The sequence below is a fragment of the Bacillus sp. T33-2 genome (assembly GCF_002860205.1).
Lineage (GTDB): Bacteria > Bacillota > Bacilli > Bacillales > Cytobacillaceae > T33-2.
The window spans coordinates 17,348-40,585 of the sequence record NZ_PGVB01000033.1; the positions used below are offsets into that span (position 1 = coordinate 17,348).

Annotated in this window: 21 protein-coding genes, 1 pseudogene and 1 riboswitch; of the genes and pseudogenes, 7 read left to right on the top strand and 15 right to left on the bottom strand. The window is 43.5% G+C overall.

Going from position 1 to position 23,238, the window contains the following annotated elements; genetic code table 11:
- Positions 1–43: 43 nt before the first annotated feature.
- Positions 44–394: a hypothetical protein gene (locus CVD19_RS19765; protein ID WP_142383550.1), complete on the bottom strand. Its 351-nt coding sequence runs from the start codon at positions 392–394 to the stop codon at positions 44–46.
- A 348-nt stretch (positions 395–742) separates the two neighbouring features.
- Here CVD19_RS19765 and CVD19_RS19770 point away from each other — a divergent pair, with 348 nt between their 5' ends.
- Together CVD19_RS19770 and CVD19_RS19775 are read left to right on the top strand one after the other, a co-directional pair.
- Positions 743–934: a hypothetical protein gene (locus CVD19_RS19770; protein WP_101584820.1), complete on the top strand. Its 192-nt coding sequence runs from the start codon at positions 743–745 to the stop codon at positions 932–934.
- A 22-nt stretch (positions 935–956) separates the two neighbouring features.
- Entirely contained in the window at positions 957–1,148 is a 192-nt protein-coding gene (locus CVD19_RS19775) for a hypothetical protein (protein WP_101584822.1), read from the top strand.
- 27 nt (positions 1,149–1,175) lie between these two features.
- On the opposite strand, the gene CVD19_RS19780 is transcribed toward CVD19_RS19775, so the two are convergent.
- Entirely contained in the window at positions 1,176–1,673 is a 498-nt protein-coding gene (locus CVD19_RS19780) for an NUDIX hydrolase (RefSeq protein ID WP_101584823.1), read from the bottom strand.
- Between the two features lie 193 nt (positions 1,674–1,866).
- A riboswitch (PreQ1 riboswitch) is annotated at positions 1,867–1,911 on the top strand.
- A gap of 8 nt (positions 1,912–1,919) precedes the next feature.
- Between CVD19_RS19780 and CVD19_RS19785 the strand changes: the two genes are divergently transcribed.
- On the top strand, positions 1,920–2,411 hold the full coding sequence (locus CVD19_RS19785) for a QueT transporter family protein (protein WP_101584825.1): 492 nt from the start codon (positions 1,920–1,922) through the stop codon (positions 2,409–2,411).
- 119 nt (positions 2,412–2,530) lie between these two features.
- On the opposite strand, the gene CVD19_RS19790 is transcribed toward CVD19_RS19785, so the two are convergent.
- Positions 2,531–3,049: a GNAT family N-acetyltransferase gene (locus CVD19_RS19790; protein WP_180953715.1), complete on the bottom strand. Its 519-nt coding sequence runs from the start codon at positions 3,047–3,049 to the stop codon at positions 2,531–2,533.
- Between the two features lie 309 nt (positions 3,050–3,358).
- Between CVD19_RS19790 and CVD19_RS19795 the strand changes: the two genes are divergently transcribed.
- Entirely contained in the window at positions 3,359–4,486 is a 1,128-nt protein-coding gene (locus CVD19_RS19795) for an MGDG synthase family glycosyltransferase (protein WP_101584828.1), read from the top strand.
- 20 nt (positions 4,487–4,506) lie between these two features.
- Positions 4,507–5,274, top strand: a complete 768-nt coding sequence (locus tag CVD19_RS19800; protein WP_257985213.1) for a metal-dependent hydrolase — start codon at positions 4,507–4,509, stop codon at positions 5,272–5,274.
- Positions 5,275–5,409: 135 nt separating this feature from the next.
- Here the strand turns inward: CVD19_RS19800 and CVD19_RS19805 are convergent, their stop codons facing one another.
- The 7 genes from CVD19_RS19805 to CVD19_RS19835 form a co-directional block, all read right to left on the bottom strand.
- Entirely contained in the window at positions 5,410–6,309 is a 900-nt protein-coding gene (locus CVD19_RS19805; RefSeq protein WP_101584833.1) for a glycerophosphodiester phosphodiesterase, read from the bottom strand.
- 381 nt (positions 6,310–6,690) lie between these two features.
- Positions 6,691–8,265 carry a PhoX family protein gene (locus CVD19_RS19810; RefSeq protein ID WP_101584835.1) on the bottom strand — a complete coding sequence of 525 codons (1,575 nt, stop codon included), beginning with the start codon at positions 8,263–8,265 and terminating at the stop codon, positions 6,691–6,693.
- 157 nt (positions 8,266–8,422) lie between these two features.
- The gene (locus CVD19_RS19815) at positions 8,423–9,292 is read right to left on the bottom strand and encodes a cation diffusion facilitator family transporter (RefSeq protein WP_101584837.1); all 870 of its coding nucleotides are present in this window, start codon (positions 9,290–9,292) and stop codon (positions 8,423–8,425) included.
- Positions 9,293–9,525: 233 nt separating this feature from the next.
- Positions 9,526–11,646, bottom strand: coding sequence for an RNA degradosome polyphosphate kinase (locus tag CVD19_RS19820; protein ID WP_101584838.1), 2,121 nt, complete (start codon positions 11,644–11,646; stop codon positions 9,526–9,528).
- Between the two features lie 43 nt (positions 11,647–11,689).
- Positions 11,690–13,219: a Ppx/GppA phosphatase family protein gene (locus tag CVD19_RS19825; protein ID WP_257985209.1), complete on the bottom strand. Its 1,530-nt coding sequence runs from the start codon at positions 13,217–13,219 to the stop codon at positions 11,690–11,692.
- Positions 13,220–13,438: 219 nt separating this feature from the next.
- Positions 13,439–13,897, bottom strand: coding sequence for a CBO0543 family protein (locus CVD19_RS19830; protein ID WP_101584840.1), 459 nt, complete (start codon positions 13,895–13,897; stop codon positions 13,439–13,441).
- A complete protein-coding gene (locus CVD19_RS19835) occupies positions 13,830–14,915 on the bottom strand; it encodes a DUF2515 domain-containing protein (protein WP_257985210.1) in 1,086 nt (361 codons plus the stop codon). Before CVD19_RS19835 ends, CVD19_RS19830 begins: the two co-directional genes overlap by 68 nt.
- A gap of 141 nt (positions 14,916–15,056) precedes the next feature.
- Between CVD19_RS19835 and shc the strand changes: the two genes are divergently transcribed.
- Together shc and CVD19_RS19845 are read left to right on the top strand one after the other, a co-directional pair.
- A complete protein-coding gene (gene shc, locus CVD19_RS19840; RefSeq protein WP_101584845.1) occupies positions 15,057–16,937 on the top strand; it encodes a squalene--hopene cyclase in 1,881 nt (626 codons plus the stop codon).
- Between the two features lie 179 nt (positions 16,938–17,116).
- Complete coding sequence (locus CVD19_RS19845; protein ID WP_374702908.1) at positions 17,117–17,629, top strand: acyl-CoA thioesterase; 513 nt, start codon at positions 17,117–17,119, stop codon at positions 17,627–17,629.
- A gap of 118 nt (positions 17,630–17,747) precedes the next feature.
- Here CVD19_RS19845 and CVD19_RS19850 read toward each other — a convergent pair whose 3' ends face one another.
- The 5 genes and pseudogenes from CVD19_RS19850 to CVD19_RS19865 form a co-directional block, all read right to left on the bottom strand.
- Positions 17,748–18,218, bottom strand: a complete 471-nt coding sequence (locus CVD19_RS19850) for a DinB family protein (protein ID WP_101584846.1) — start codon at positions 18,216–18,218, stop codon at positions 17,748–17,750.
- Between the two features lie 133 nt (positions 18,219–18,351).
- A complete protein-coding gene (msrB, locus tag CVD19_RS19855) occupies positions 18,352–18,762 on the bottom strand; it encodes a peptide-methionine (R)-S-oxide reductase MsrB (protein ID WP_374702909.1) in 411 nt (136 codons plus the stop codon).
- A gap of 24 nt (positions 18,763–18,786) precedes the next feature.
- Positions 18,787–19,307 (bottom strand): annotated as a pseudogene (gene msrA / locus CVD19_RS25605) (peptide-methionine (S)-S-oxide reductase MsrA); the annotation flags it as partial.
- A 278-nt stretch (positions 19,308–19,585) separates the two neighbouring features.
- On the bottom strand, positions 19,586–20,824 hold the full coding sequence (gene sstT, locus CVD19_RS19860; protein WP_101584849.1) for a serine/threonine transporter SstT: 1,239 nt from the start codon (positions 20,822–20,824) through the stop codon (positions 19,586–19,588).
- Positions 20,825–21,991: 1,167 nt separating this feature from the next.
- Positions 21,992–22,960 (bottom strand): tRNA dihydrouridine synthase, encoded by a 969-nt coding sequence (locus tag CVD19_RS19865; protein ID WP_101584851.1) that lies wholly within the window; start codon positions 22,958–22,960, stop codon positions 21,992–21,994.
- Between the last annotated feature and the right edge of the window lie 278 nt (positions 22,961–23,238).

Here is a 23,238-nt window from a genome sequence, read left to right on the forward strand (position 1 = left end):
CACTTCGCTTAGAAGCAATAGTCCGTCTCACCAGTTCTTCCTTCTACTTTTTTTCACTTAACTGATATTCACCATATTGATCCTTATAAGTCTTTTTTAAAAGGTTTATCGTTCTTGCTTCCTCTGGGTAATTAAAAGACAATGCTTTACCGTGACGGCCTTCTTCATAGATATATAGCTCAATAACGTCACCAATTCCCATTATTTTATCTAAAAAGGTTATAAACTCAAAGTCTTCTCCACCAAATTCATACACATACGGCAGTGTAAACGGTAAATGCGCCTTATAATTTTCACCACTAATAAATGGGAAGTTGTTACCCTCTTGATGGAACTCTTGTATCGGTCTTAAACTTGCAATAAAATAATGACTTGTCATTTTAACACCTGCCAACCTAGAATTTTCCTGATCTATCAATATAGGCCATATAGTGAGTGTATTTTTTGGTCTCTTTAAAAATTCTGAGATAGCTAAATAAGTCACTCCGGAAGGAACCATTGCAAGACCAATAGAAATTAGATGAGCTAATAGGCTTCGCCATTTACAACTCCAATTTGTATAGCAAACCAAACAATTGATAAAGAAGACAGAGCGCGAAAATATACAATATAAAGACATTACTGTGTCGAAAACAGGCATATTCATGTGGTATATTATAAAAAAATACACTCCCCTGGCTATTGCTTTAAACAACGATCAGGGTCCAATATAAATATGCTGGATATAAGAAGGAGAATCCAAATGACAATTGCCATTTCACTAGTCGTTATAACGCTGATTGCATCGTTGATAGGCACTATTTTACTTACCGGCAAATCAGATGAAAACTATGAAACCGCCGCCAGAAGCAATACGCTACGATTAACAGCAATTTATGCTGTAGTCATTTTTCTTTCTCTTGGTGCATTGGCATGGTTTATTAGAAGCTTATAAGTTTTGCAGGGAGAGGGATAGTATGCAATTAGTTCTTATGATCATGCTTGTAGCTGCCATGACAGTGCTGTTTTTTTCTGGATATTATGTTGGAATGTTACGGGAGCGGCACGGCAAAAGCTGGGTAATGGTTGTACCCATCTTCATCGCAGTATTCATGTTCAATATCATTTGGGCCCTGACCGAGTTATCAAAATCAGCACGCTGGCAATAGCAAAAATGGGGCCTGACCCCCAGGGCGTTAATGCGTTAACGCGCCGGGGGCCAGGCCCCTTGTTTCTATTTTGCATTCAATAATTTTTCCATTTTTAATATTGTAATGCTGTTTGAACTTCCCTTTATCCTTCAACATATACGGCAGATAGTAAGGGACCATGGCTGGTATGCCCATATTATCCTTATCTAATATCCAGCTTATATCTTTCCAGTCCAGTATTCCTTCCCTGGTTGCTATTGGAGTAATAAATGATTGATTGGTTTCAATCTCAAAGAGGAAGACATAAAGGCCATCTTCTTCTCCAGAATCGCTGCTCCAGGTAATTATGCCTTCTGATTCTGGTTCTCCCACTTCAATTCCTGTCTCCTCCAAAACCTCCCTGATCGCACCGTCCCTGGGCGTTTCATCCCGTTCAATCTTGCCGCCCACCCCGTTCCAGATCCCCATAATCGGAGCTTTTGCCCGGTTTAGCATTAAAATCCCGTCGCCCTTCTTTACAAAACAAACCGTGTACTTAAACATCTGCAAAACTCCTTTTTAGCAATTGCATCGGCTCAAGATTTACCGCGGGGGCCTGACCCCCACTATGTTAACGCTTTACAGTGCGTTGGGCCTGACCCCCGCCACGTTAATGCGTGACCATGCCGGGCCTGGGACGGCCATCTGGTTGACAACTATATTGTCCATGCTATAGTATTATTCTTCGAGTGCTTGCTCGAGCGTGGTTCGAAAACCTCCCACGGTAAAAAACTAAGGAGAGAAATGCATATGAATATTAAAACACTTACTGTCAATGGCATTCTGGCTGCCTTGTACATCGCTGTCTCCATGCTGATCCAGCCATTTGGCTTTACCAACATCCAGTTCAGGGTATCCGAAATGTTTAACCACCTGGTTGTGTTCAATAAAAAATATATTTACGGAATCGTACTCGGCGTCTTTTTGACAAATCTGTTCTTTTCCCCAATGAAAGCCTATGATTTAGTGTTTGGTGTCGGGCAGTCCGTCATTGCGTTATTAATCACAATTGTGTCCGCACGTTTCATTGAAAATATTTGGGCGCGGATGGTAGTCAATACCTTCGTCTTTACGTTCACCATGTTCCTGATTGCCATAGAGCTGAATCTGGCGTTTGGCTTGCCATTCTGGCTGACCTGGCTGACAACAGCCATTGGCGAATTTGTGGTGATGGCAATTGGCGCACCAGTCATGTATTATTTAAACAAACGCGTGAACTTTAAAGAACTCGTTGAAAGATAACCAAGAGTTGCCGGCGAAACCGGCAGCTCTTTTTTTATCTTAACTCTTGTACAGCAGCTTGCCAATCAATTATGTAATCTAAAAGGCAGCTACCGCCTGCGGTGAGCTGCCTTCTTCCGTTAAAATAATTTCTCATAACAATAGTAAAGCTGATGTCCGGGGCGCTTTTGGCCCATGATGACTTCACCGGTCTTTCTGTAGCCCCTCTTTTCGTAAAACTTAACCGCGCTTTCATTTCCGGAATAAGCATCGAGCCGTAGTGCAGAATATCCTTGCTGCCTGGCAAACTCCTCCGCAAACTGGAGCATTGTCCCGCCGTAGCCTCCTCCCTGTGAGGATGGGTGCACGCAAAAGGAGTGAAGGATCAAAGGCTTCCCATTTAATTCAGTCCAACCGGCCTCTGACCATTCCGGAGCCTGCCATTCGTCAAGCACCATGGTGCCAAGTATTTGGCCGTCCATTTTCAGGATAAAAATTTCTTCCCCTTCTAGCGCTTTTTCAAAATACTCCCTGTTGGGATATGTCTCATCCCATTGCAAAATGCCCCTGCTTTCGAGGTATTCCTTGCAATCGCCAAACATGACATCAATCGAAGCCAAATCTTCGTATGTGGCCCGAACGATCCTTTTTTCTGCCATTGCTCTATTCTCCTTTAATTCGTCCCACAATTTCCTTTGTTGAAAAGTCCAATTCATCGTTTTTTAGCTTGTCCATATCTCATTAGGGGATACATAACGCCCTGCGCCATACTCTAAACCCATAATCCCCAATGTTTTATGAAAATTTAACAAATATTAGTGTTTACTTTACAAATAATGGTTGTTGCTTCATATTCCCTTTAAATACGCATGCTACTCTGTTGTAGAGACCAGGCAGTCGGTGACCAGCCTCCGTCTCAAATGCAAAAATCGCCAGACTGCATAAATGATGAGACAGGGGGGGTTGGCGTGAGACGTCCTTCAGCTTTAATCCTTACAGCCCGTTACGGTAGCGGCCATATCCAGGCAGCAAAAGTAATTGCCAGTGAACTGCAAAATCAAGGATTTCAGCCTGTTATATCCGATTTATTCGGGGAGTCTTATCCTGCAATCTCTAAATTCACCCAGTCATTATTAATAAAAAGTTTCAATAATGGACCTTATTTTTATAAGTGGTTTTATTATGGGACAAATAAAATCAACTCTAAGGGGCTGGCTCAATTCTCGTGTTTCCTCGGACGTAAAAGGCTCATGCAGCTGATCGCCGGGCATCGCCCCCAGTTTGTGATTTCAACTTTTCCCCTTCACTCAGCACCTTTTCTAATTAATAAATACAATGAATCGATACCGGTTTATACCGTCATAACAGACTATTGCGTGCATCCCTACTGGATCAACCCTCTCATTGACCACTATTTTGTCAGTTGCGATTCTGTTAAAAGCGGTTTGTTAAAACAGAACGTGTCTGAAAAACAGGTTACAGTAAGTGGAATTCCCATTCGGGCTGATTTTGAAAAGCGGATGGATACAGGAGCAGTTTTTCAAAAACATGAACTTTCCCCCTATAAAAAAGTGGTTACGATTCTGGCCGGCGCCCAGGGGGTTTTAAAGAATGTCAAGGAGCTATGCCTGGCTTTGCTGCAAAATCCATCGGTACAGGTCATCGCCGTCTGCGGAAAAAACCGGAATTTATACGAAAAGCTTCTGCCGCTAATTTATGTGTTTCCGGGTACATTCCGTTTATTCGCTTATACAGAGGACATCCAAGAGCTTTTTGCCATATCACACTGCTTAGTCACCAAACCTGGGGGGATAACAGTGACTGAGGCAGCTTCATTGAAGCTTCCCCTCATTCTTTATAAGCCCGTCCCCGGCCAGGAAGCTGAAAATGCCAGGCATTTCGCAGAAAAAGGGGCCGCCCTCGTTTCCCATACATTGGTCGACACCATTGACCACGTCCAAAGGGTTTCCCGAAACGAAGAATTGGCAAACAGCATGAAATGGGCATTACAGCAGATTCACAAAGCCCATTCTGCAAAAACCATTACTGACTATGCGATACAGCAAACACATATGGCATCCGACATACCAGGCTAGGAGGAACTGAATTGGATACAATGTCTCACATTATCATCGGATTAGGTTTAGCTGCGCTGGCGCAAATTGATCCAGTGGTGGCTAGCGATGCAATGCTGTCACAAGCCGTCACCATTGGTGCGGCAGCCGGGGCAAATGCACCTGATTTTGGCTTTTTTTATAAACTGAAAGGGAATGGCAGCTATTCACAGAATGACCGACATTGGTCTCACTCATTGCCTGCACTTCCTTTGTGGGGGCTCGCGGTTTCCGGTGCCGTGTATCCATTCTTTCCGGGCATTTCCTTCCTTCATCTGTTTATATGGACGCTGTTTGCGGTACTCATCCACGTTGTATTGGATTTATTCAATGCATACGGTACGCTGGCGGTTCCCCCTTTTCCATCGAAATGGATTGCCTGTGACTCAACCCGATCATTCGATCCGTCTATCATTATCCTCCATGCCATCGGATTTAGCTTAATCTCGTTTTTCGACACTGGTAAGATATTTTTATTTGTGTACATAGCAATGTTTTTCTACCTTTTTGGGCGGACATATTACGCAGGAATGACGAAGAAATTGCTGCAGGAGCACTTTCACAGCGCAGTCCAAATAAAACTGACCCCGCGGACTTCCATATTTAAGTGGGATGTATTAATTGAAACGGAGACAGATTATTTATTTGCAGTTTATTGTTGCAGGGAGCTGTCTGTCGAGCACACAATCCCTAAAATAACAGAATTCCCGGCATTAGACTCAACAGCAAAAATGACACCGTTGAGGAAAGTAAATCATATAACTGGGTAACTTGTATTCTTTCCCCAACCTGTGCCCAGCAAAGGCTATTCTCCACAAGGTCATTTGCTATTCAAAAGTAACGAAGTCCTGAAATAAATAAAAAAAGGAAAAAAGCTGCAGGAAAACCGTGCAGCTTTCATACGCTTACTTGAATTTCTTCTCTTTTATTACCTGATGAAGCCTGTCGGGGTAATTCGTGAACATTCCTGTCACTCCCCAGTCCAAAAGTTTTCTCATGTCTGCCTGCTCATTGACTGTGTACGGATGGATCAGCAGGCCGTGCTGCCGTACCTTCTGGACATATGCCTGGTCGATCATGTTGAAGTTCATGCCGACTCCGATTGCATATTTTTTGACTGCCTCCAGCTCAGCATCAGAAATAACAGCAGGGCCGGTATACCATAAAAGCTGTACGAGAGGAATCGTCGGGTCCATTTCGTGTACCTTCAGCAAACTTTCCGGGCTGAATGACTGGATGAGTACCTTGCTTGAAGCAGCATTTTTTCCGATCAGCTTATACTCACGCAAAATCTCCAGCAGCTTTTCTTCCATGCCCGGATACACTTCAGGTGATTTTGTTTCAATATAGTAGCGCTCTCCCCGGCCGAACCTTTCAATGACTTCCTGAAGAGTCGGAACCTGTAGGCCAGCGTATTCCGGTTTCGCAAACTCCGGATATGCTTCATTAAACCAGGACCCTGCATCAAGCTGCTTGATTTCTGCAAGTGTATAATTTTTGACGAGGCCGGTGCCATTTGTGGTGCGGTCGAGTGTTTCATCGTGCATCGCGATGAGCTCTCCATCCTTGGTCATCTGAAGGTCGATTTCGATATAATCTCCCTTCATCCTTTCTCCGAGTTCATATGCCGGAATGGTATGCTCTGGTGCGTATCCGGAAGCTCCGCGGTGTGACACATTCAAAATCTGCTTTGGATTAATTGATGGTTTAGCATCATCCGCTGCTGCCTCAGATTGTAAAAATGTGCCTGATCCTGCTGCTACTAATGCTGTTGATAAAATAATGCTGCGAAATATTCCTCTCATTCAACTTCTCCTCTCAATATTTAGTTCGTTAATAGAATAACTATTTGATTTTGAGAAGCCATGAATTTGATTTTAAGAAATAATTACAAATCTGTATCAGCTGGACCATTTTACATAGGTGAAAACGACCACAAGGGACATCTTTTGATAGGAAGCTAAACGAAAATCCCGGTAAGTCTGATTTTTTTCCCAGTAACGGAAAATATAATGCCGGTAAGTCTCGTTTTTATCCCGGTAACTTCTATTATATTCCCAGCAGCTGTAATTTAATTGAAAATATTACAGTGGCCACCCAATAAAAAATCAAAAAAAAACTGATCCAGAAAAAAATAAATTACCCTTGGATGGCCAAGGGTTGGAGATAAAAACATAAAGCACCCATCATTTTCTCGAAATCGCTACTACTGACGGCCGCGGGATGTCCCCGTGAGGCCAGCGGCTTGTTGGGTTGTCTGGATCCTCCGTTTCTTCACCAGGATGCTGTACTGATAAAAACAAGGTTTTTTCATCGGGGGTGAACCATGGCCCTGTCAATTCAGCCTGCACTGGCCCTGAAGCAAACTGAAAAGCTTTCCCACGGTCACGGCCCGCTGTCGGTATCATAAATAACCCGTTATTGCCAAAATGCCTGTAAGCCCCTTCATTTAATGAACCCGAAGAAATATCTGTTGTTACCCACAGGTTTCCTGCCGAATCGAAGGCCATGTTGTCCGGACACGCAAAACCGCTTTGCGGACCACCAGCAGCAAATATTTCATAGTCGAAATTAACGCTTTCGTGGTTGTTATTCCTTTCAACCAGCCGGATGATTTGGCCGTAATAGTTGCCGTGCTCAATATTGTTGGTCAGGGCGATGTATACTGAGCCGTCCCTTGGGTGGATTTCAATATCTTCCGGACGGTCCATTGGAGTTCCTTTGACCATTTTGGCAGCTGCCCTCGTATTGACAAGGACTTCCCCCTGGGTACGATATTTTTCCCTTAGTGCAGGTGTTTTTTCCAGATCAAGCGGAACCCAGCGCCCCGATCCGAAGTCCGCTACATACAGCGTGCCTTCTTCAAGAAGCCGGCTGTTTTCTTTCCCCGCATCACGGCGGTATACGCCGTCACTGATAAATTTATACACACATTCATCATTCGCATCATCCCCTGAGTACACCACAACCCGTCCGTTCCTGCCGACAGTCATTACGGCATTCTCATGGGCAAAACGGCCAAGCGCTGTATGCTTTTTCGGGATTGAATTAGGATCAAGTGGGTCAATTTCAACGACCCAGCCGTAATGGGTCGGGTCAAGTTCACCCGCCGGCGCCCAGTCCTTGATGATGCCTTCATAATTTTCTTCACCACTCAGCGCGGTATTCCACCACGTTTTGCCTCCGGAACAATTGGCAAACGTCCCTGTTACTGCTGTTGCGCCCTGGACGGCAGCATCTCCCCGGGCCGGGCCGGTGAGCTCAATAGGAGTGTTGGCCGTAATCCTCCGGTTATAACGGGAACCTTTTACAATATGCCATTTTCCATCATCGGTTCCCTTTCTAATGTGGATAACGGAACCGCCAACATTGTATTTTTCAATCCTGATCTGTTCCGGCGTACGCTCGCCCTCGCCAGTGTAGCCGGTAACGTACATGCTTAGATTGCCGATATACTCATGATTCACCCACAATACACCATCATTCGGGTTGTTTCCAAAATAACAGGTGAAATCATTGTTGAAACCAAATTTTTCATCGTTTCCGAGGTCATCGCCCCAGCTTGCGACGATATCATATTTGTACCCTCTTGGCACAATCAGCTGGTCCCTGGTCGAATGTTTAATCGGCCTGAACTGGTGGAACCTTTGCCGTGCCCGTTCTTCAGACTGGTCCGCCCAATAAGGTGTTTGGTCATGTGGATGATAAACAGGGACTGGTGAATAATAGAAGCCTCCATCCGCCGGGTTATACACAAACATTCAGCAACACTTCCTCATTATTTTCTCTAAAATGCATCTGTACTAAATTATGCCAGGACATTCAGGAAGTTGTTTTGTACATATTTTTGGGCGTGCAAAAAAAGCCTGCGAGGACTGTAACTGCAGGCTTTGAAAGGATTATAATTATTGCCGCTTATTAATTTGGCTCTATGTGGACATGCACATCATAGACGTCATGTTCTGCAACCAGCGCTTTTTCAACTTTGGTTGATATGTCGTGTGCATTACGAATATCCAGGGTGGAATTTACTAAAATGACGACATCGACGACTGTATTATTGCCATAATTCCTCGCTTTAATATTTGTAACGCCTTTTACTCCTTCGATGCTTTCAATTGTTTCTTTATAACTCTCCATCTTTTCCTGATCAAAACCATCCGTCAATTGGTGCGATGCAATCCGGAAGATTTCCCATGCGGTTTTGCAAATGAGCAAACCTACGATGAAGGCAGTTAAAGGGTCCAGCCAGGGCAGATTAAATTGGGAACCGAAAATGCCGATGGCGGTCCCGATACTTACCCATGCGTCAGAAAGATTGTCCTTGGCCGCTGCCATAACTGACTGGCTATCAATTTTTTCGGCCAGCGCCTTATTAAACCGATACACAGCGTACATCACAAAAGCAGAAAATACGCCTGTCCATGCAGATATGACATCAGGTGACTGGGCATCGCCTTCAAACACAGACCTGATTGCGTCAACCAGTACTTGGATGCCGACAACCGCCATGACAAATGATGCCATCAATGAAGCGATCGTTTCAGCTTTCCAGTGGCCGTACGGATGGTCCAGGTCTGCAGGTTTCCGGGATAATCGAAGCCCAATTAAAACGGCGACTGAAGCGATAATATCAGTCATATTGTTCAAACCATCCGCTTTTAAAGCATCCGAATGGCTGTTGATTCCGACAAACAGCTTTAATGCCGACAAACTGATATAAGCAATAATGCTGATGATGACCCCGCGTTCACCCATTTTCAAATTCTTGAATTTTTGCTCATCCATGCTACTCACCCTTCAAACTGTATCACTTGCCCATCTTATCAATGCAGATGCGTGTGGGTCTATAGCAATCTTTTTTCGGCATCTCACAATTGTAAAAACTGACTAAAAATGTTTCTCCAGGTCAATATATAGGGTGTCCTTTGTTTTGCCCGGCCAAACTGCATCACAGGGTTATGCTGCACACTTGCAAAATCCGTTTTTGTCAGCTCCAGCATTCAAAATTGGATTCTCCCTTACTCCCTATCATCATCAGCCGCCTGGTATGCCATGCCCAGAAATATCATTTGACTGTCGGTCTCGAGGTCGTCAGCACATTTTGAAACATAATAATAATTTCCATATTGGTCTTGTATGCGGGCTTTAACATTATCTCTTAATTGGATAGAAAGTATTTGTTTAATCCGGTCCTTCTGTTCATTGTCCAAAACAGGGAATGCAATTTCAACCCGGTTTTCCATGTTCCTCGTCATTAAATCTGCAGATGACAGGAAAATCTTTTCCCGGCCGTTGTGATGAAAATAATAGACCCTGCTATGCTCTAAAAACCGGCCAACAATGCTGATGACCCTAATATTTTCACTCACCCCATCGATGTCCGGGCGGAGGCAGCAGATTCCGCGCACAATCATGTCGATCCTGACACCAGCCCGCGAGGCTTCATACAGCTTCACAATGATTTTTTTGTCGGTCACAGAATTCATTTTAGCAATGATCCTGCCATTGCCAAATTGCTGATGGAATTCTATTTCCTCGTCGATCAGCTGGATAAAATGTTCGCGAATATCGATAGGTGATACATAAAAATGCTGAAAGTCCGGCTTTTCCATAAAACCGCTCAAATAATTAAAGAAATTGGTTGCGTCCACCCCAAATTCAGGGTTTGACGTGATCAATCCCAGATCAGTGTAAACCTTGGCTGTTTCTTCATTATAATTTCCGGTTCCAAGATGCACGAACCGCTGGATGGTATCATTCATTTTACGGACGATGAGCGTGATTTTGCTATGGGTCTTCAAGAAAGTCTTCCCGTAAATCACGTGGCAGCCCGATTTCTCCAGTTCCTTTGCCCAGTGTACATTATGCTCCTCATCAAACCGCGCCTTCAGTTCAACCAGGACAAGCACTTGCTTCCCGTTTTCAGCCGCTCTTTTCAAATTTTCAATAATCGGCGAGTTTCCACTGACCCTGTAAAGAGTTTGCTTAATGGCGAGTACATTCGGGTCCTCGGCAGCACTTCTGACTAAATCAATAACAGGCTCAAAAGATTCATAAGGGTGATGCAACAGGATATCTTTAGTTTTGGCAATATCAAAAATATTTTTTTCTCCCCCGTTCACCACCTGGATAATATCCTTCACAGGCTGGGGGTTATACTTTTCAAAAATGAGGTGTTTCTTTAAAGGCGCAAATTGTTTATAAAAACTGAATAAAAACGTTAAGTCAAGAGGGCCGTTTATCAAATAAGCATCTTTTTGATGTATTTCCAGTTCATCCAATAAATAAGATAATATGTCGGGATCAAAGAAGTTTTTTGCTATTTCCAACCGGACGGTAGCGCCCCATTTTCGCATTTTCAACTCTTCTTCAATTTCCTCCAGCAGGTCTCTTGCGCCCTCCTCGTGTATTTCCAGATCTGCATTCCTTGTAATTCGGAATTGTGTTACGGATTGCACATGCAAACCATGAAAAAGTTTATGTACAAAGTGGCTGATCACATCTTCAATTAATACAAACTGCTTCCTGCCATGTTCTCCATAGCCTGCAACCTCCACAAATCGCTGGAACCCTCTTGGTACTTGCACAATAGCTAATTTTTCCGGGTCTGTGGATCCTTCTTCATGTTCAGACAGCACAACGGCAAGATTCATGCTTTTATTAGCCAACAACGGAAAAGGCCGGTAAGCGTCGATTGCCATCGGTGTCAATACAGGAAAAATAACCTCGTCAAAATGCTTTTCCAGATAAATTAACGCATCTTGGGGAACTTCCCTGATTGAAAGAAGGGAAACATCCTCTTTTTCCAACAAATCTAGCAGATGTTTATAATTGCTGTATTGCCTGGACATATTGTCATGGGTGATTTTTGTAATTTCCGTTATCTGTTCCTTCGGTGTCAGTCCCGCCTTATTTTCAGGTTTCATAAACCTTGCTTCTATCTGATCCTTGAGACCGGCAACCCGGACCATAAAAAACTCGTCGAGGTTCGAGCTGAATATGGCCAGGAATTTGAGCCGTTCTAGCAGCGGATTACGTTCGTCCATACTTTCTTCCAGGACTCTGTCGTTAAAAGCCAGCCAGCTGAGCTCCCTGTTATTGAAAAAAGCAGGTTGATTCAAGTCTGCGTTGTCTTGCACTTTAATCTCTCCCTTTACGGATCAAGAATTTTTACGTTGAAAGCTACCTGCGTGAAGTAAAATGCAGGGTTATATTTTTGCCTAACGCATGCTCCAAATGCTTCACCTGTTTGCTGGCTGCCTGTTGTTCCACCTGCCAGCTTTTATTGCAATAAATCTCCATAGCAACCATATCTTTTCCTTCTGAAAAGCGTATATCCTGAATAATTTCTCTCTTCGTACTGCTTAAAATGAATGAAAATTTTAATATTGCTCCAAGCAGCTTTATTTTTTGTTTTTCCTCATTTGTGTACCATTCTTTAAACGGTTTTATATTCTCTTTAAAAGAATTTTTGGAATGGTAGGCAGCCAATAAAGCAAGTTTGATCCGGTCGCGATGGGAAATCCCGTCCAGGCTACGGTTTGACAACAAATAAAATGTATGTGAACCCGCAGAATCTCTATCGAAAAATTCTCCTAATTTATAAATCGATCCCGCATTTCTCAGGTCAATTAATTCATTCCCGTTTAATTCACACACATCGCTTTCACGGATGGCATTGAAGATCATCTCGGCGGTTTTAACTGTCTGCGACCGTTTATCTACATCCACATCATGCTCAAATGCCAATTGATAAAGGCTTTTCTCAAGCGGCTCCTGATTTTCGTCTTCGGCTCCATCGTTCAGCAGCTTTTCATATAAAATCCCGTCCCTGATTCCTTTTTGGGAGAATTGAAAAAAAGGTGCATTAACAATCCGGTACATCGACAGAAAAACTTCAATAGCAGGGATTATGATGTCTGAACGTTCTTTGGACAGCCCTTCGACCCGTTGTATTTCTTCAAACGATAAAGAAGACAATTTTTCTTTTACCGCCACGATATCATTGAGATTAATTTCATACTGATGGATCGAGTCAATTGGATAGTTCCTGCCGGCCTGATCCATTTTCGCTAAATTCCGCGCACTGCCGCCAATACCGATGATTGGCAGCTGACAATCTATCAGCCAGTCAATTTCCTGGAATTTAGTCATTAAATAAGCAGACAACCTGTCTAATTCTTCGATGGAAGGAGTTTGTCCTTTGATAAACTGCTGCTTTAAGCTGATGACCCCAAAAGGAAAACTGTGGGCGTGCACCATTTTTCGATTTAAGAATAGGGTAATTTCCGTGCTGCCCCCGCCAATGTCAATCGTGACGCCATCTTTCAGGTAAGTTGAGTTAATGACACCAAGGAAACCATAATACGCTTCGGATTGTCCTGGTAAAACCTCCACGGAAAACCCTGTTTTCTCGTGTATCACTTGTTTTATTTCCAGCTGGTTTTTCGCCTTCCTTATTGCTGCGGTGGCAAACACTTTAATTGATGTCACTTTATGCAGGGAGACAATTTCTTTAAAAACAGCTAATGAGTCGAGCAGGATATTAAGACCTTCAGAGGTTAACATTTGATCACTATCCAGGTAGCTTTGCAGCCGAGCTGAAACCTTGATGTTCTCAATCTCTTTCAAAATACTTTTCGCTTTATAATTGTACACAGTCAGCCTGATTGTGTTAGAACCAATATCAATCACTGCCAGTTTTCTTCCCATCTTTATCATCCTTGCTTTCTTTATTTCCCTCTCCATGGTGAAAGTGCCGGTTTTGAGGCCTCCATTGATTTTCATATATATACATTTAAGATACCCAATGGCCATCATTTTGAAAAGCAGCGTAACTGCGTACAAGCAATATAATACAGATGGATAAAAAAAGGCTGCTTCATTCAAGAAGCAACCCGTTCTCAGGAATCGTACATTGATTCCTGCTCCTTACAATTTTCTTGCTGTAATGGTCCATTTATACATCTTCCAGATAATTGACAGGAAAAAGAGATAACCGAAAAAAGAATAGGCATGGCTCCATGCTTCACCATGGCGGAACAAGCCCAATTGTTCCGCGATCCTTTCAGCAGCCGGAGCAGCGGCACTCACTAGGGCGATGATGGCCCATCTTTTCCAGCGCTCTAGCCTTTTTACAAAATTAAGAAAACAAACCGTCAACAGCGGCAGCGCAATAAGGGTAAAAGCAATATTGACATGAAATATACCGGCAAAAGGCCTTGCAGGGAATTCATATGCCCCTTTCCCGACAAAATAAAGGTCTGAATACGTCCCAAACAGGGAAGCAAACATCATCGCTGGAAAATAGGATAGTAAACGGTTAAATATAGATCGCTTTTTTCGCGAGGGCGGCAAGTTCGAGCTTTTCAAGGGTTGAACAATATTCATCGGTAATCCCCCCGTCGATATTTTCCTCTTGTTCCTCAAGGTAATCCACAACATTTAAATCTTCGAACCAATCCCCGGGCTCAGCATCCGGATGGTTCACGTTTTTCCAGGCAAATTCTAGCCTTGGGCTATACAGGCGCCCGGCACCTTTGCGAAGCTGGCAGCCTTTGAGCCGCCGTTTTAGTCCTGTCCCTGGCAACCCTTCATTCAGGTCGTTAAAGATATGCGGCCAATAATCCTTTCGCGATCCGGTATGTGGATGTGCGTACGCCCACTTGATAACATTTTGGAGTTGGGCCTGGTCGTGAAAAAGTATTTTGTACAGCCGTTTTCCGAGCAAAATCCGTTCGTTGAGTGACCCAAAATGGTCCAGGGTCTGGCCGGCCAGTTCAGCTTTTCCCGTCTTTCCTCCAAACGGAAACAATATATGATTGAACGAAAGAAGCTCCTGAAGCAGGAATTCCACCGTATAAAATACTTTATCCTTGTACACCGGGTTTTGGACTATTCTTTTTTCCAAATAACTCTGCTCATTTATAACGAGGCCGATTGTTAAAATGTAGTGGTTGCGGCATTTCCAAAAATGCTCCCAGATTGTTTCCATAAAGACCGAAATATTGAGATAGCGCAACAGGTAAAACAGATTCTGTTTTCGCTTCATGCATACATCGTAAAGCAGGAATTGCCGGTAAGCATCCTGGAAGATGAGCCAGTTGCCCCTTTCCAAAAACGCGAAAAAGTCTTTCTTTGTTTGTTCACTAAGAAGCCGGCAAAGCAGCTCCCCCCTTAAATCGGTCATATTCCATCCCCCGTTCCGTGACACCATATGCCCGAGAAATGCCCAGTGAATTTCAGGATAGTGACGGTAAAAATCGAGGTATGCCTTTGTTCGCGTCACATTGTTGATATTCAGTTCCTCTGTTTTTTTTCGAATTTCCTCAATTAACAGCCTGTCTTTTTTTGAAAGGGCAATGTCTGCTGATAGCTGTACCTTTGCCGCCGCCCGCTTTTTCTTCAAATCCTGCTTTATTTCCAAAAGTGTTTTAGAGGGCTTCCGCTTTTTTTTAAGAAAAAAAATGATAGCTCCCCTCCTTGATGTATTCTTTTTTATAGCAAGAATATGTTTTAAAAAGCAGGTCATTGAAGTGGGGTGAGAAGAATGAAGCTAGAAACAGAAGCCGTGATACGCAGGATTTTTGAAACGCTAAAATCCGGCCAGGCCGAGGATGGTTCCTGGAAATACCCGTTTGAAACAGGCATCTCGACAGATGCTTATATGATCATTTTATTAAGGACATTGGAAATAAATGATGAAGAATTAATCTGCGAATTAACTGAAAGAATCATAGGCAGGCAAGGGCACAATGGCGCCTGGAAGCTGTTCCATGACGAGGGTGGCGGAAATTTATCTGCTACAGTAGAAGCCTATTATTCTCTTCTATACTCCGGCTTTGTGTCGAAGGAAGATAAGAGGATGAGGGCGGCGAAACGGTTTATATTGGCGAATGGCGGCATGGAAAAAGCCCATATGTTCACAAAAATTATGCTCAGCTTAACCGGCCAATACAGATGGCCGCGGTTTTTCCCGCTTCCGGTTGAAATGATCCTGCTACCGCTGTCATTCCCGGTCAATTTCTTCGATTTCTCTGTTTACGGGCGGGCCAATCTGGCGCCGATGATGATTTTGGCTGACAAAAAATTCAGCAGCAAAACAAAAAGAAGTCCCGATCTTTCCGATTTAGTTGTTTCAAGAGCGGACGGTGACGAGTACTTTAACTGGAGCCGGAGCCAGGAGTGGAGGCCATTTTACTCGGCTTTCGAACAAGGAATGAGCCGCCTGATCGGATACCCGGAACGCATCCACAGGGCCGCCATTGAACGTGCCAAGGAATACATGCTTAACCGGATTGAACCGGACGGTACCTTTTATAGTTACTTCAGTTCGACCTTCCTGATGATTTTTGCGTTACTCTCGCTCGGGTATTCAAACAGGGATCCTATTATTTTGAAAGCTGTGGACGGGCTAAAAGCGATGAAGTGCGAGATTTACGGACAAACCCATATGCAATATACGACTGCATCTGTCTGGAATACGTCATTGATCAGCTATGCGCTGCAGGAAGCCGGAATTTCACCATCAGACCGTGTTATTGCTGATGCAAACCGTTTTTTGATGGAGCGCCAGCATTTTAAATATGGAGACTGGATGATCCATAATCCAGATGTCCTGCCGGGTGGCTGGGGATTTTCAGAGGTGAACACGATCCACCCCGATGTGGATGACACGACTGCATCACTTCGGTCGTTATCCAGAAAAGTCCGGCTGGATTCCGCTTTCCATCAAGCCTGGGACAGGGGAATCAATTGGCTGTTCTCGATGCAAAATGATGATGGCGGCTGGCCTGCCTTTGAAAAAAATGTGGACAAAAAAATATTGAATTTGCTTCCTATTGAAGGTGGTAAATTTCTGCTCACGGATCCAGCCAGTGCAGATTTAACTGGCCGGACACTTGAATTTTTAGGGAGATACACCAATTTATCGAAAAACCATCCATCGATGAAACGAGGTGTTGATTGGCTGGTGGGAAACCAGGAAAAGGATGGTTCCTGGTACGGACGCTGGGGGATTTGCTATATTTACGGTACATGGGCAGCGGTTACTGGGCTTATGGCATCTGGAGTATCCCAGCATCACCGGTCGATTCAAAAAGCGGCCAGCTGGCTGGTGCGAATCCAAAATGACGACGGGGGCTGGGGCGAGTCCTGCAAGAGCGATATCATGAATACGTACATCCCCCTGGGAGTGAGCACTGTAACACATACCGCCTGGGCAGTCGATGCTTTGATCGCCGCTTCTCGCAAGCCGACCCCCGCAATCCAGTCAGGAATAAAATATTTGCTTGAAAATCATAGCAAAAAGGACTGGACGAGCGACTATCCAAAAGGACAGGGAATGGCGGGCGCATTCTACATCCACTACCACAGCTACGACTACATTTTCCCCTTGCTCACGCTCGCCCATTACAAGCAGAAATATTAAAGGCCCTTTCACACTATACTCAAGTGGGGGTCAGGCCCCCACTGTGTTAACGCGTTACTTGGCTGGGTGTCAGGCCCCCACCGAATTAGGGGCTTATAGTCACACAATAACTACTGTTCCGATGGTAAATCATAATATAATGTAATCAGCAATTAATCAGTCAAAGGGGCTTAAATCAGATGACTATGGCACCAAACAGCAAACCTTGTGCAGAATCAAGAGTATTCCAGACAAACAGAGTACTGCCTCCGGATACAAATAACCACCAAACACTATTTGGCGGAAAATTGATGGCATCCATCGATGTGGTGGCTTCCATTTCGGCAGCTAAGCATTGCAGGTCTGAATGTGTAACAGCATCAATGGATTCAGTTGATTTCCTGCATCCAATCCGACCAACAGATGCAGTGCATCTGGAATCCTTCGTTACCTTTACAGGCAGCAGCTCAATGGAAGTGTTCGTGAAAGTAATAGCGGAACATTTAATAAGCGGAGAAACAAAAGTCGCGGCCACAAGCTTCATTACCTTTGTTTCATTGGATGAACATGGTAAAACAAAAAAAGTCCCCGCTGTATATCCGGAGACCGACGAAGAAAAATACTTATTTGATTCCGCACCGGACAGGATGAAGTTAAGGAAAAACAGGCGAAAATTAAGCATCTACCTTGCCGAACAGATTGAAAAATACTAACGGGCCAGCATCGGTGTTCACGCATAATATAACGCTAATATGATCGGCGGATACCATATAAAAAGGGTAAAGGCACGGATAACGTGCCTTTCTCCTTTACGCTGGCAAATCACACAAACTAATTTATTTGTTCTTTTAAAAAAGAATCTATTTGTTCTTTATGCTTTTGATCATGCTCAATCATCCCGCTAAAATATTCTTTTACTGTTAAATGTTCCTTGCCGGGGCAGGGCTGGTCAAACAGGGCATCCGGGATTTGCTCCAAATGCGATACTAATCGTTCACGGACAGAGACAAATTCATCAATTAAATCATCCTTCAGAATCCCGGCACGTGCGTAGTCAGACGCTTTTTTATTCATCTCCTCTACATCTACAGGAACACTTGGAAAGCTTTCATCTTTCAATAAGTAAGATATCCTGTAATCAATGATAAATTGATCCCAAGAAATAAAATGCGATATCACATCTGCTGTTCCCCAGGAGCCATCTTTAAGCGGTTTGAACCACACATCTTCGGACAAGCTCTTTAAAGTATCAGCCCATTCGGCCAGTTTGACTTTTTCTGCTATAATCTTTTCTTTATTCATCCATAGCTCCCCTGGTTTTTTATGTTTATTCTATCGTATGTTTCATAATATTTCCATTATTTTCTTGAGTGGAATCTCCGAGTACTAACAACAAAAGAGGCACAGCCCAATGTATGAAGGCTGTGCTCCCCTTTTATTCAAACAGCCGTGTGAACTGTCCATATCCCTCTTCATCGAGCTTTTCCTTCGGCACAAAACGGAGGGCTGCGGAATTAATGCAATAACGTGCCCGGTCAGGTCCTGGTCCGTCATCGAACACATGGCCGAGGTGCGAATCGGATGTTTTAGCCCGAACCTCGATCCGCCGCATTCCGTGTGACGTATCAAACCTTTCCTCGAGCTCAGTGCGGCGCAGCGGCTTCGTAAAGCTTGGCCATCCGCAGTGTGCGTCATACTTGTCCTTTGAACTGAACAGCGGCTCCCCTGAAATGATATCAACATAAATGCCTTCTTCAAATTGTTCCCAATATTCATTACGAAAAGGTGGTTCTGTCGCATTATTTCTTGTGACATCGTATTGAATTGAAGTCAGCTCCTGCCGCAATTGCTCATCACTTTTTCGGTTTTTCCAGTTTTCACGGATAAAGGGCGCGCGGCCGGAACCTTCCTTGTAAATATTATAGTGAAAGGGATTCTTTTTATAGTATTGCTGCTGCTTTTCTTCGGCCGTGTAAAAACGGCCCGCCGGCAGAATTTCAGTTACAACCGGCTTTTGAAAACGGCCGCTCGACTCAAGCTCGTTCCTTGATGCTTCAGCCATCTCCCTTTGTGCCTCATTATGATAAAAAATGGCCGTCCGGTACGCAATCCCCGATCATTGAACTGGCCGCCCGCATCAGTCGGGTCAATTTGCTGCCAAAACAGCTCAAGCAATTTTTCATAAGGGAAAACAGCAGGGTCATACACAATCTGGACCGCTTCATAGTGGCCGGTTGTATCAGAGCACACTTCCTCGTAGGTTGGGTTTTCGGTATGACCGCCTGTATAGCCTGAGACAACTTCTTTAATCCCTGGCTGCTCCTCAAATGGCTCCACCATGCACCAGAAGCAGCCGCCCGCGAATGTGGCGAGTTCGGTTTGTTCCGACATTATGATACCCCCTTGCTTTGTTTAACGTTTCAGTATTATAAAACCATAAATCATAAGGTCGATTTGTCGCCATCAATCCCGTTTTTATTACCATTTTCACCGTAAATTTTACAATACATCATTTTTCCTAAAAATAACAGAAGCAGGCACTGAGTATGTGTCCTGCTTCCTGAACGACTATCTGTGAAAACACTCCAGCCAATTGAACGCGGAGGCTTCGTCTGCATGTACCCACCCATCAGACCTTTTGGGGTGCAGTCAATCACCGATAGATTTCTTTATGCAACGTTTTTAATATCTCTGTTTTTTCCTTGCTTACGCCGCTCTTTAAATTCAGCTGCTGCTGTGAACAGTACATCTGTAGATGAGTTAAGTGCCGTTTCAAAAGAGTCTTGTAACACCCCGATGATAAAGCCTACACCAACTACCTTCATCGCAACATCATCCGGGATCCCGAATAGGCTGCAAGCCAGAGGTATCAGCAATAGGGACCCTCCAGCAACCCCTGAAGCGCCACAGGCACATACAGCTGCCAGCACACTGAGGATTAATGCAGTAGGTATGTCCACCTGAATGCCCAGTGTATGGACCGCAGCCAGTGTCAAAACAGAAATGGTCACCGCGGCACCGGCCATATTGATGGTTGCGCCTAATGGAATAGATACTGAATAAGCATCCTTACTCAAGCCTAGATTTTCACACAGTCTCATATTTACAGGAATATTTGAAGCTGAACTGCGTGTAAAGAATGCTGTAATGCCGCTTTCCTTTAAGCACTTAAATACAAGTGGGTATGGATTCTGGCGGATGGCAGTGAACACAATAATTGGATTCACAACAAGGGCCACAAAAATCATGCAACCAATCAATACCGCAAGTAATTTTCCATAGCTTAGCAGCGACTCAAGCCCGTTTGTCGTAATGGATTCAAACACCAGGCCCATGATTCCTAATGGAGCAAACCTGATCACCCATGCAACGAATTTAGATACTGCATCTGAAAAATTGGCAATCATCGTTTTTGTCGTATCAGCGGCATTTTTCAGGGCAACACCAAGAAGGATTGCCCAAGCTAAAACGCCAATATAGTTAGCATTGATAACAGCATTCACCGGGTTATCGACAATGTTCAGCAATAAAGTTTTCAGGACCTCTACAACACCGCCCGGAGCCGTCACGTCCTCAGGGCCCGCTGCAAGTTGTAGGCTCACTGGAAATATAAAACTTACAATAACTGCTATAAGTCCTGCCAGGAAAGTGCCTAAAAGATAAAGCACGATAATGGTTTTCATATTTGTCTTGTTGCCGCGCTTGTGCTGGGCGATGGCCGACATAACCAAGAATAGTACTAATACAGGTGCAATTGCTTTCAAAGCACCTACAAACAAAGACCCTAAAATTACAACCGGTTTTGCAGCTTCCGGGATTGTTACAGCCAGTATGATCCCAATAATCAAACCTACGATAATTTGTTTAACCAAACTCCCCTGACTCAACTTTATCAGTTGACTTTGCATAGAAATTTCCCCTTCTAGTCTAGTGACTTTTATTCGATGTGTTCCACATTCCCCTTTAGTAGAGCTGTCTGTGCGATTTTATTATCTTTTCGATTCCGCTCCAAAGGCACTATTAATCAGGATGTGAAGGATTGATGATTCCGTGGATGCCAATACAATAAAGTCCACCCCAGAAAAACAAATGTCCTTATTGAATAGTATTATATGAGTATTTTAGCGATGTTACAATATAATTGTTTTAGGAAAATAATGTTTTAACTATCAAAATATTAGAATAACTAAAATTAAATCAAGTATCGGTAATTTACTTTAAATGAGCAATGACTATTTCAAGTCCTGAATCTCAGGGGTTTTTTACCATAAACAAATAAAAGCAGTGCTTTCATTTTTCAAAAGCACTGCCAGTTTTACAATGAACACTAAAATCGGTAATTTCCGTCACTAATACTTTGCTCCTCATACGCTACACAGTCAGGTCGCTAATCATCCCGGACAGGTCAGAGGGAATAATTTACCCCGATATGTTACTTATGGGTAGTTTGCCAAAGGAAAGGTTCACTGTTCTGTGGGATGTGTTATCAGAAAATGAACCGGCATGTATTTCCCCATGCCCAAATCATTCAATAGGAACACCTGAAAAGCCATGTATGTCATTATTTTAGCGAAAGGCACTATTAACTCATTCTGGAGAACAATGTAAATTTCCTGCTCTTATGCTTTGTTATCTTTCAGTTTTAGGTTAGAGCATCCCGGGTTTTTGTCAGAGTAAAGTTGAAAATCGAGACTAAACAAACGGGCTGGTGGCAAAAACAAAAGACCCGGAAATCGTAAAAGATATTTTTCACGAAAACCGAGGCAGAATGGGAAATGTTATTAAGATTATGCTTTCAAAATTAGCTGCGTGACACACTCGACATGTGTGGACTGTAATTGACAACACAAGGAGATGTTGGTGGGTTTATCACAAATCCTATTTGGAACCTTACTAAAAGGAGCGACTAATAACAGACATATAAAGCAAAAATTGCAGGAATGAGTCCGGTTCAATACCGCCTTCACACCAGACAATTAACTGCTTGGTATATCCTCTAACTTTTGTAGGCACACCAGTTTAACATCCTACTTCGCTTTTATCCTCGAATTGGGACACTTCTACTGGTCCCCCATTCAATCCAGATTCTTTGACGCAAAATTATCCAGCAATTCACGTACTTCATCTGTCGACTCTGTGCTCATTAATTGATTTCTCAATTCACTTGCCCCTCGAAATCCTTTGACATAGATCTTAAAAAAGCGATGAAGAGCCTTGAACGGTCGCAGCTCTAATCCTGAGTATTTATCATGGAGATCCATATGCAATCTTAAGAGATCCAACAATTCCTGACTGCTATGGTCTTTCGGCTCCTTTTCAAAGGCAAATGGATTATGGAAAATTCCACGCCCAATCATAACCCCATCAACACCATATTGATGGGCGAGCTTTAAGCCAGTTTGACGGTCAAGGATATCCCCATTGATCGTCAAAAGGGTATCGGGTGCCACCTGGTCACGAAGTTTTTTAATCTCCGGGATCAGCTCCCAATGAGCATCTACTTTGCTCATTTCATCCCTTGTACGCAGATGAATGGAAAGGTTTACAATGTCTTGTTCCAATATGTGTGTCAACCAGCCGCGCCATTCGTCTAAATCCGAGTAGCCAAGCCTTGTCTTTACACTTACGGGCAACCCTCCTGCTTTTGCTGCCTGTATTAAATCTGCTGCAACTTCCGGACGACGGATAAGGCCGCTTCCCTTCCCATGCTGTGCCACATTAGGAACAGGACAGCCCATATTAATATCCAGACCCTTAAAGCCCATTTTCGCCATACCAATACTCATTTGCCGAAAGTATTCAGGCTTATCTCCCCATATATGGGCTACTATTGGCTGTTCATCCTCTGTAAAAGTCAAACGCCCACGCACACTATTGATCCCCTCTGGGTGACAATAACTATCACTGTTTGTAAACTCTGTAAAAAAAACATCCGGTCTGGCTGCTTCACTCACTACATGGCGAAAAACAACATCCGTCACTTCTTCCATTGGTGCCAATATAAAAAATGGTCGTGGTAAATCACGCCAAAAATTATCTTTCATATTTTGATTCAAATCCTCTCATCATGGGATACCAGGCCAACCCATTATCCCAAAATTGTCCCGCTTCTTTTACACTTATACCATGCTTAAACACTTTTTTTCAAACTGATCGGAAATGTTTAGTTTAACTTCACAATCTCTGTACAACCAATATTCCACTGTTCGAGTTAAAATAAAGTTTTACTAAAAAACGACTAAAAAGAAAATTGGAAGAACACTGAATTGACAAAGGTTTAACAGGAAAAGACCCCGAAATCGCAAAAGGATTTTACGCAATC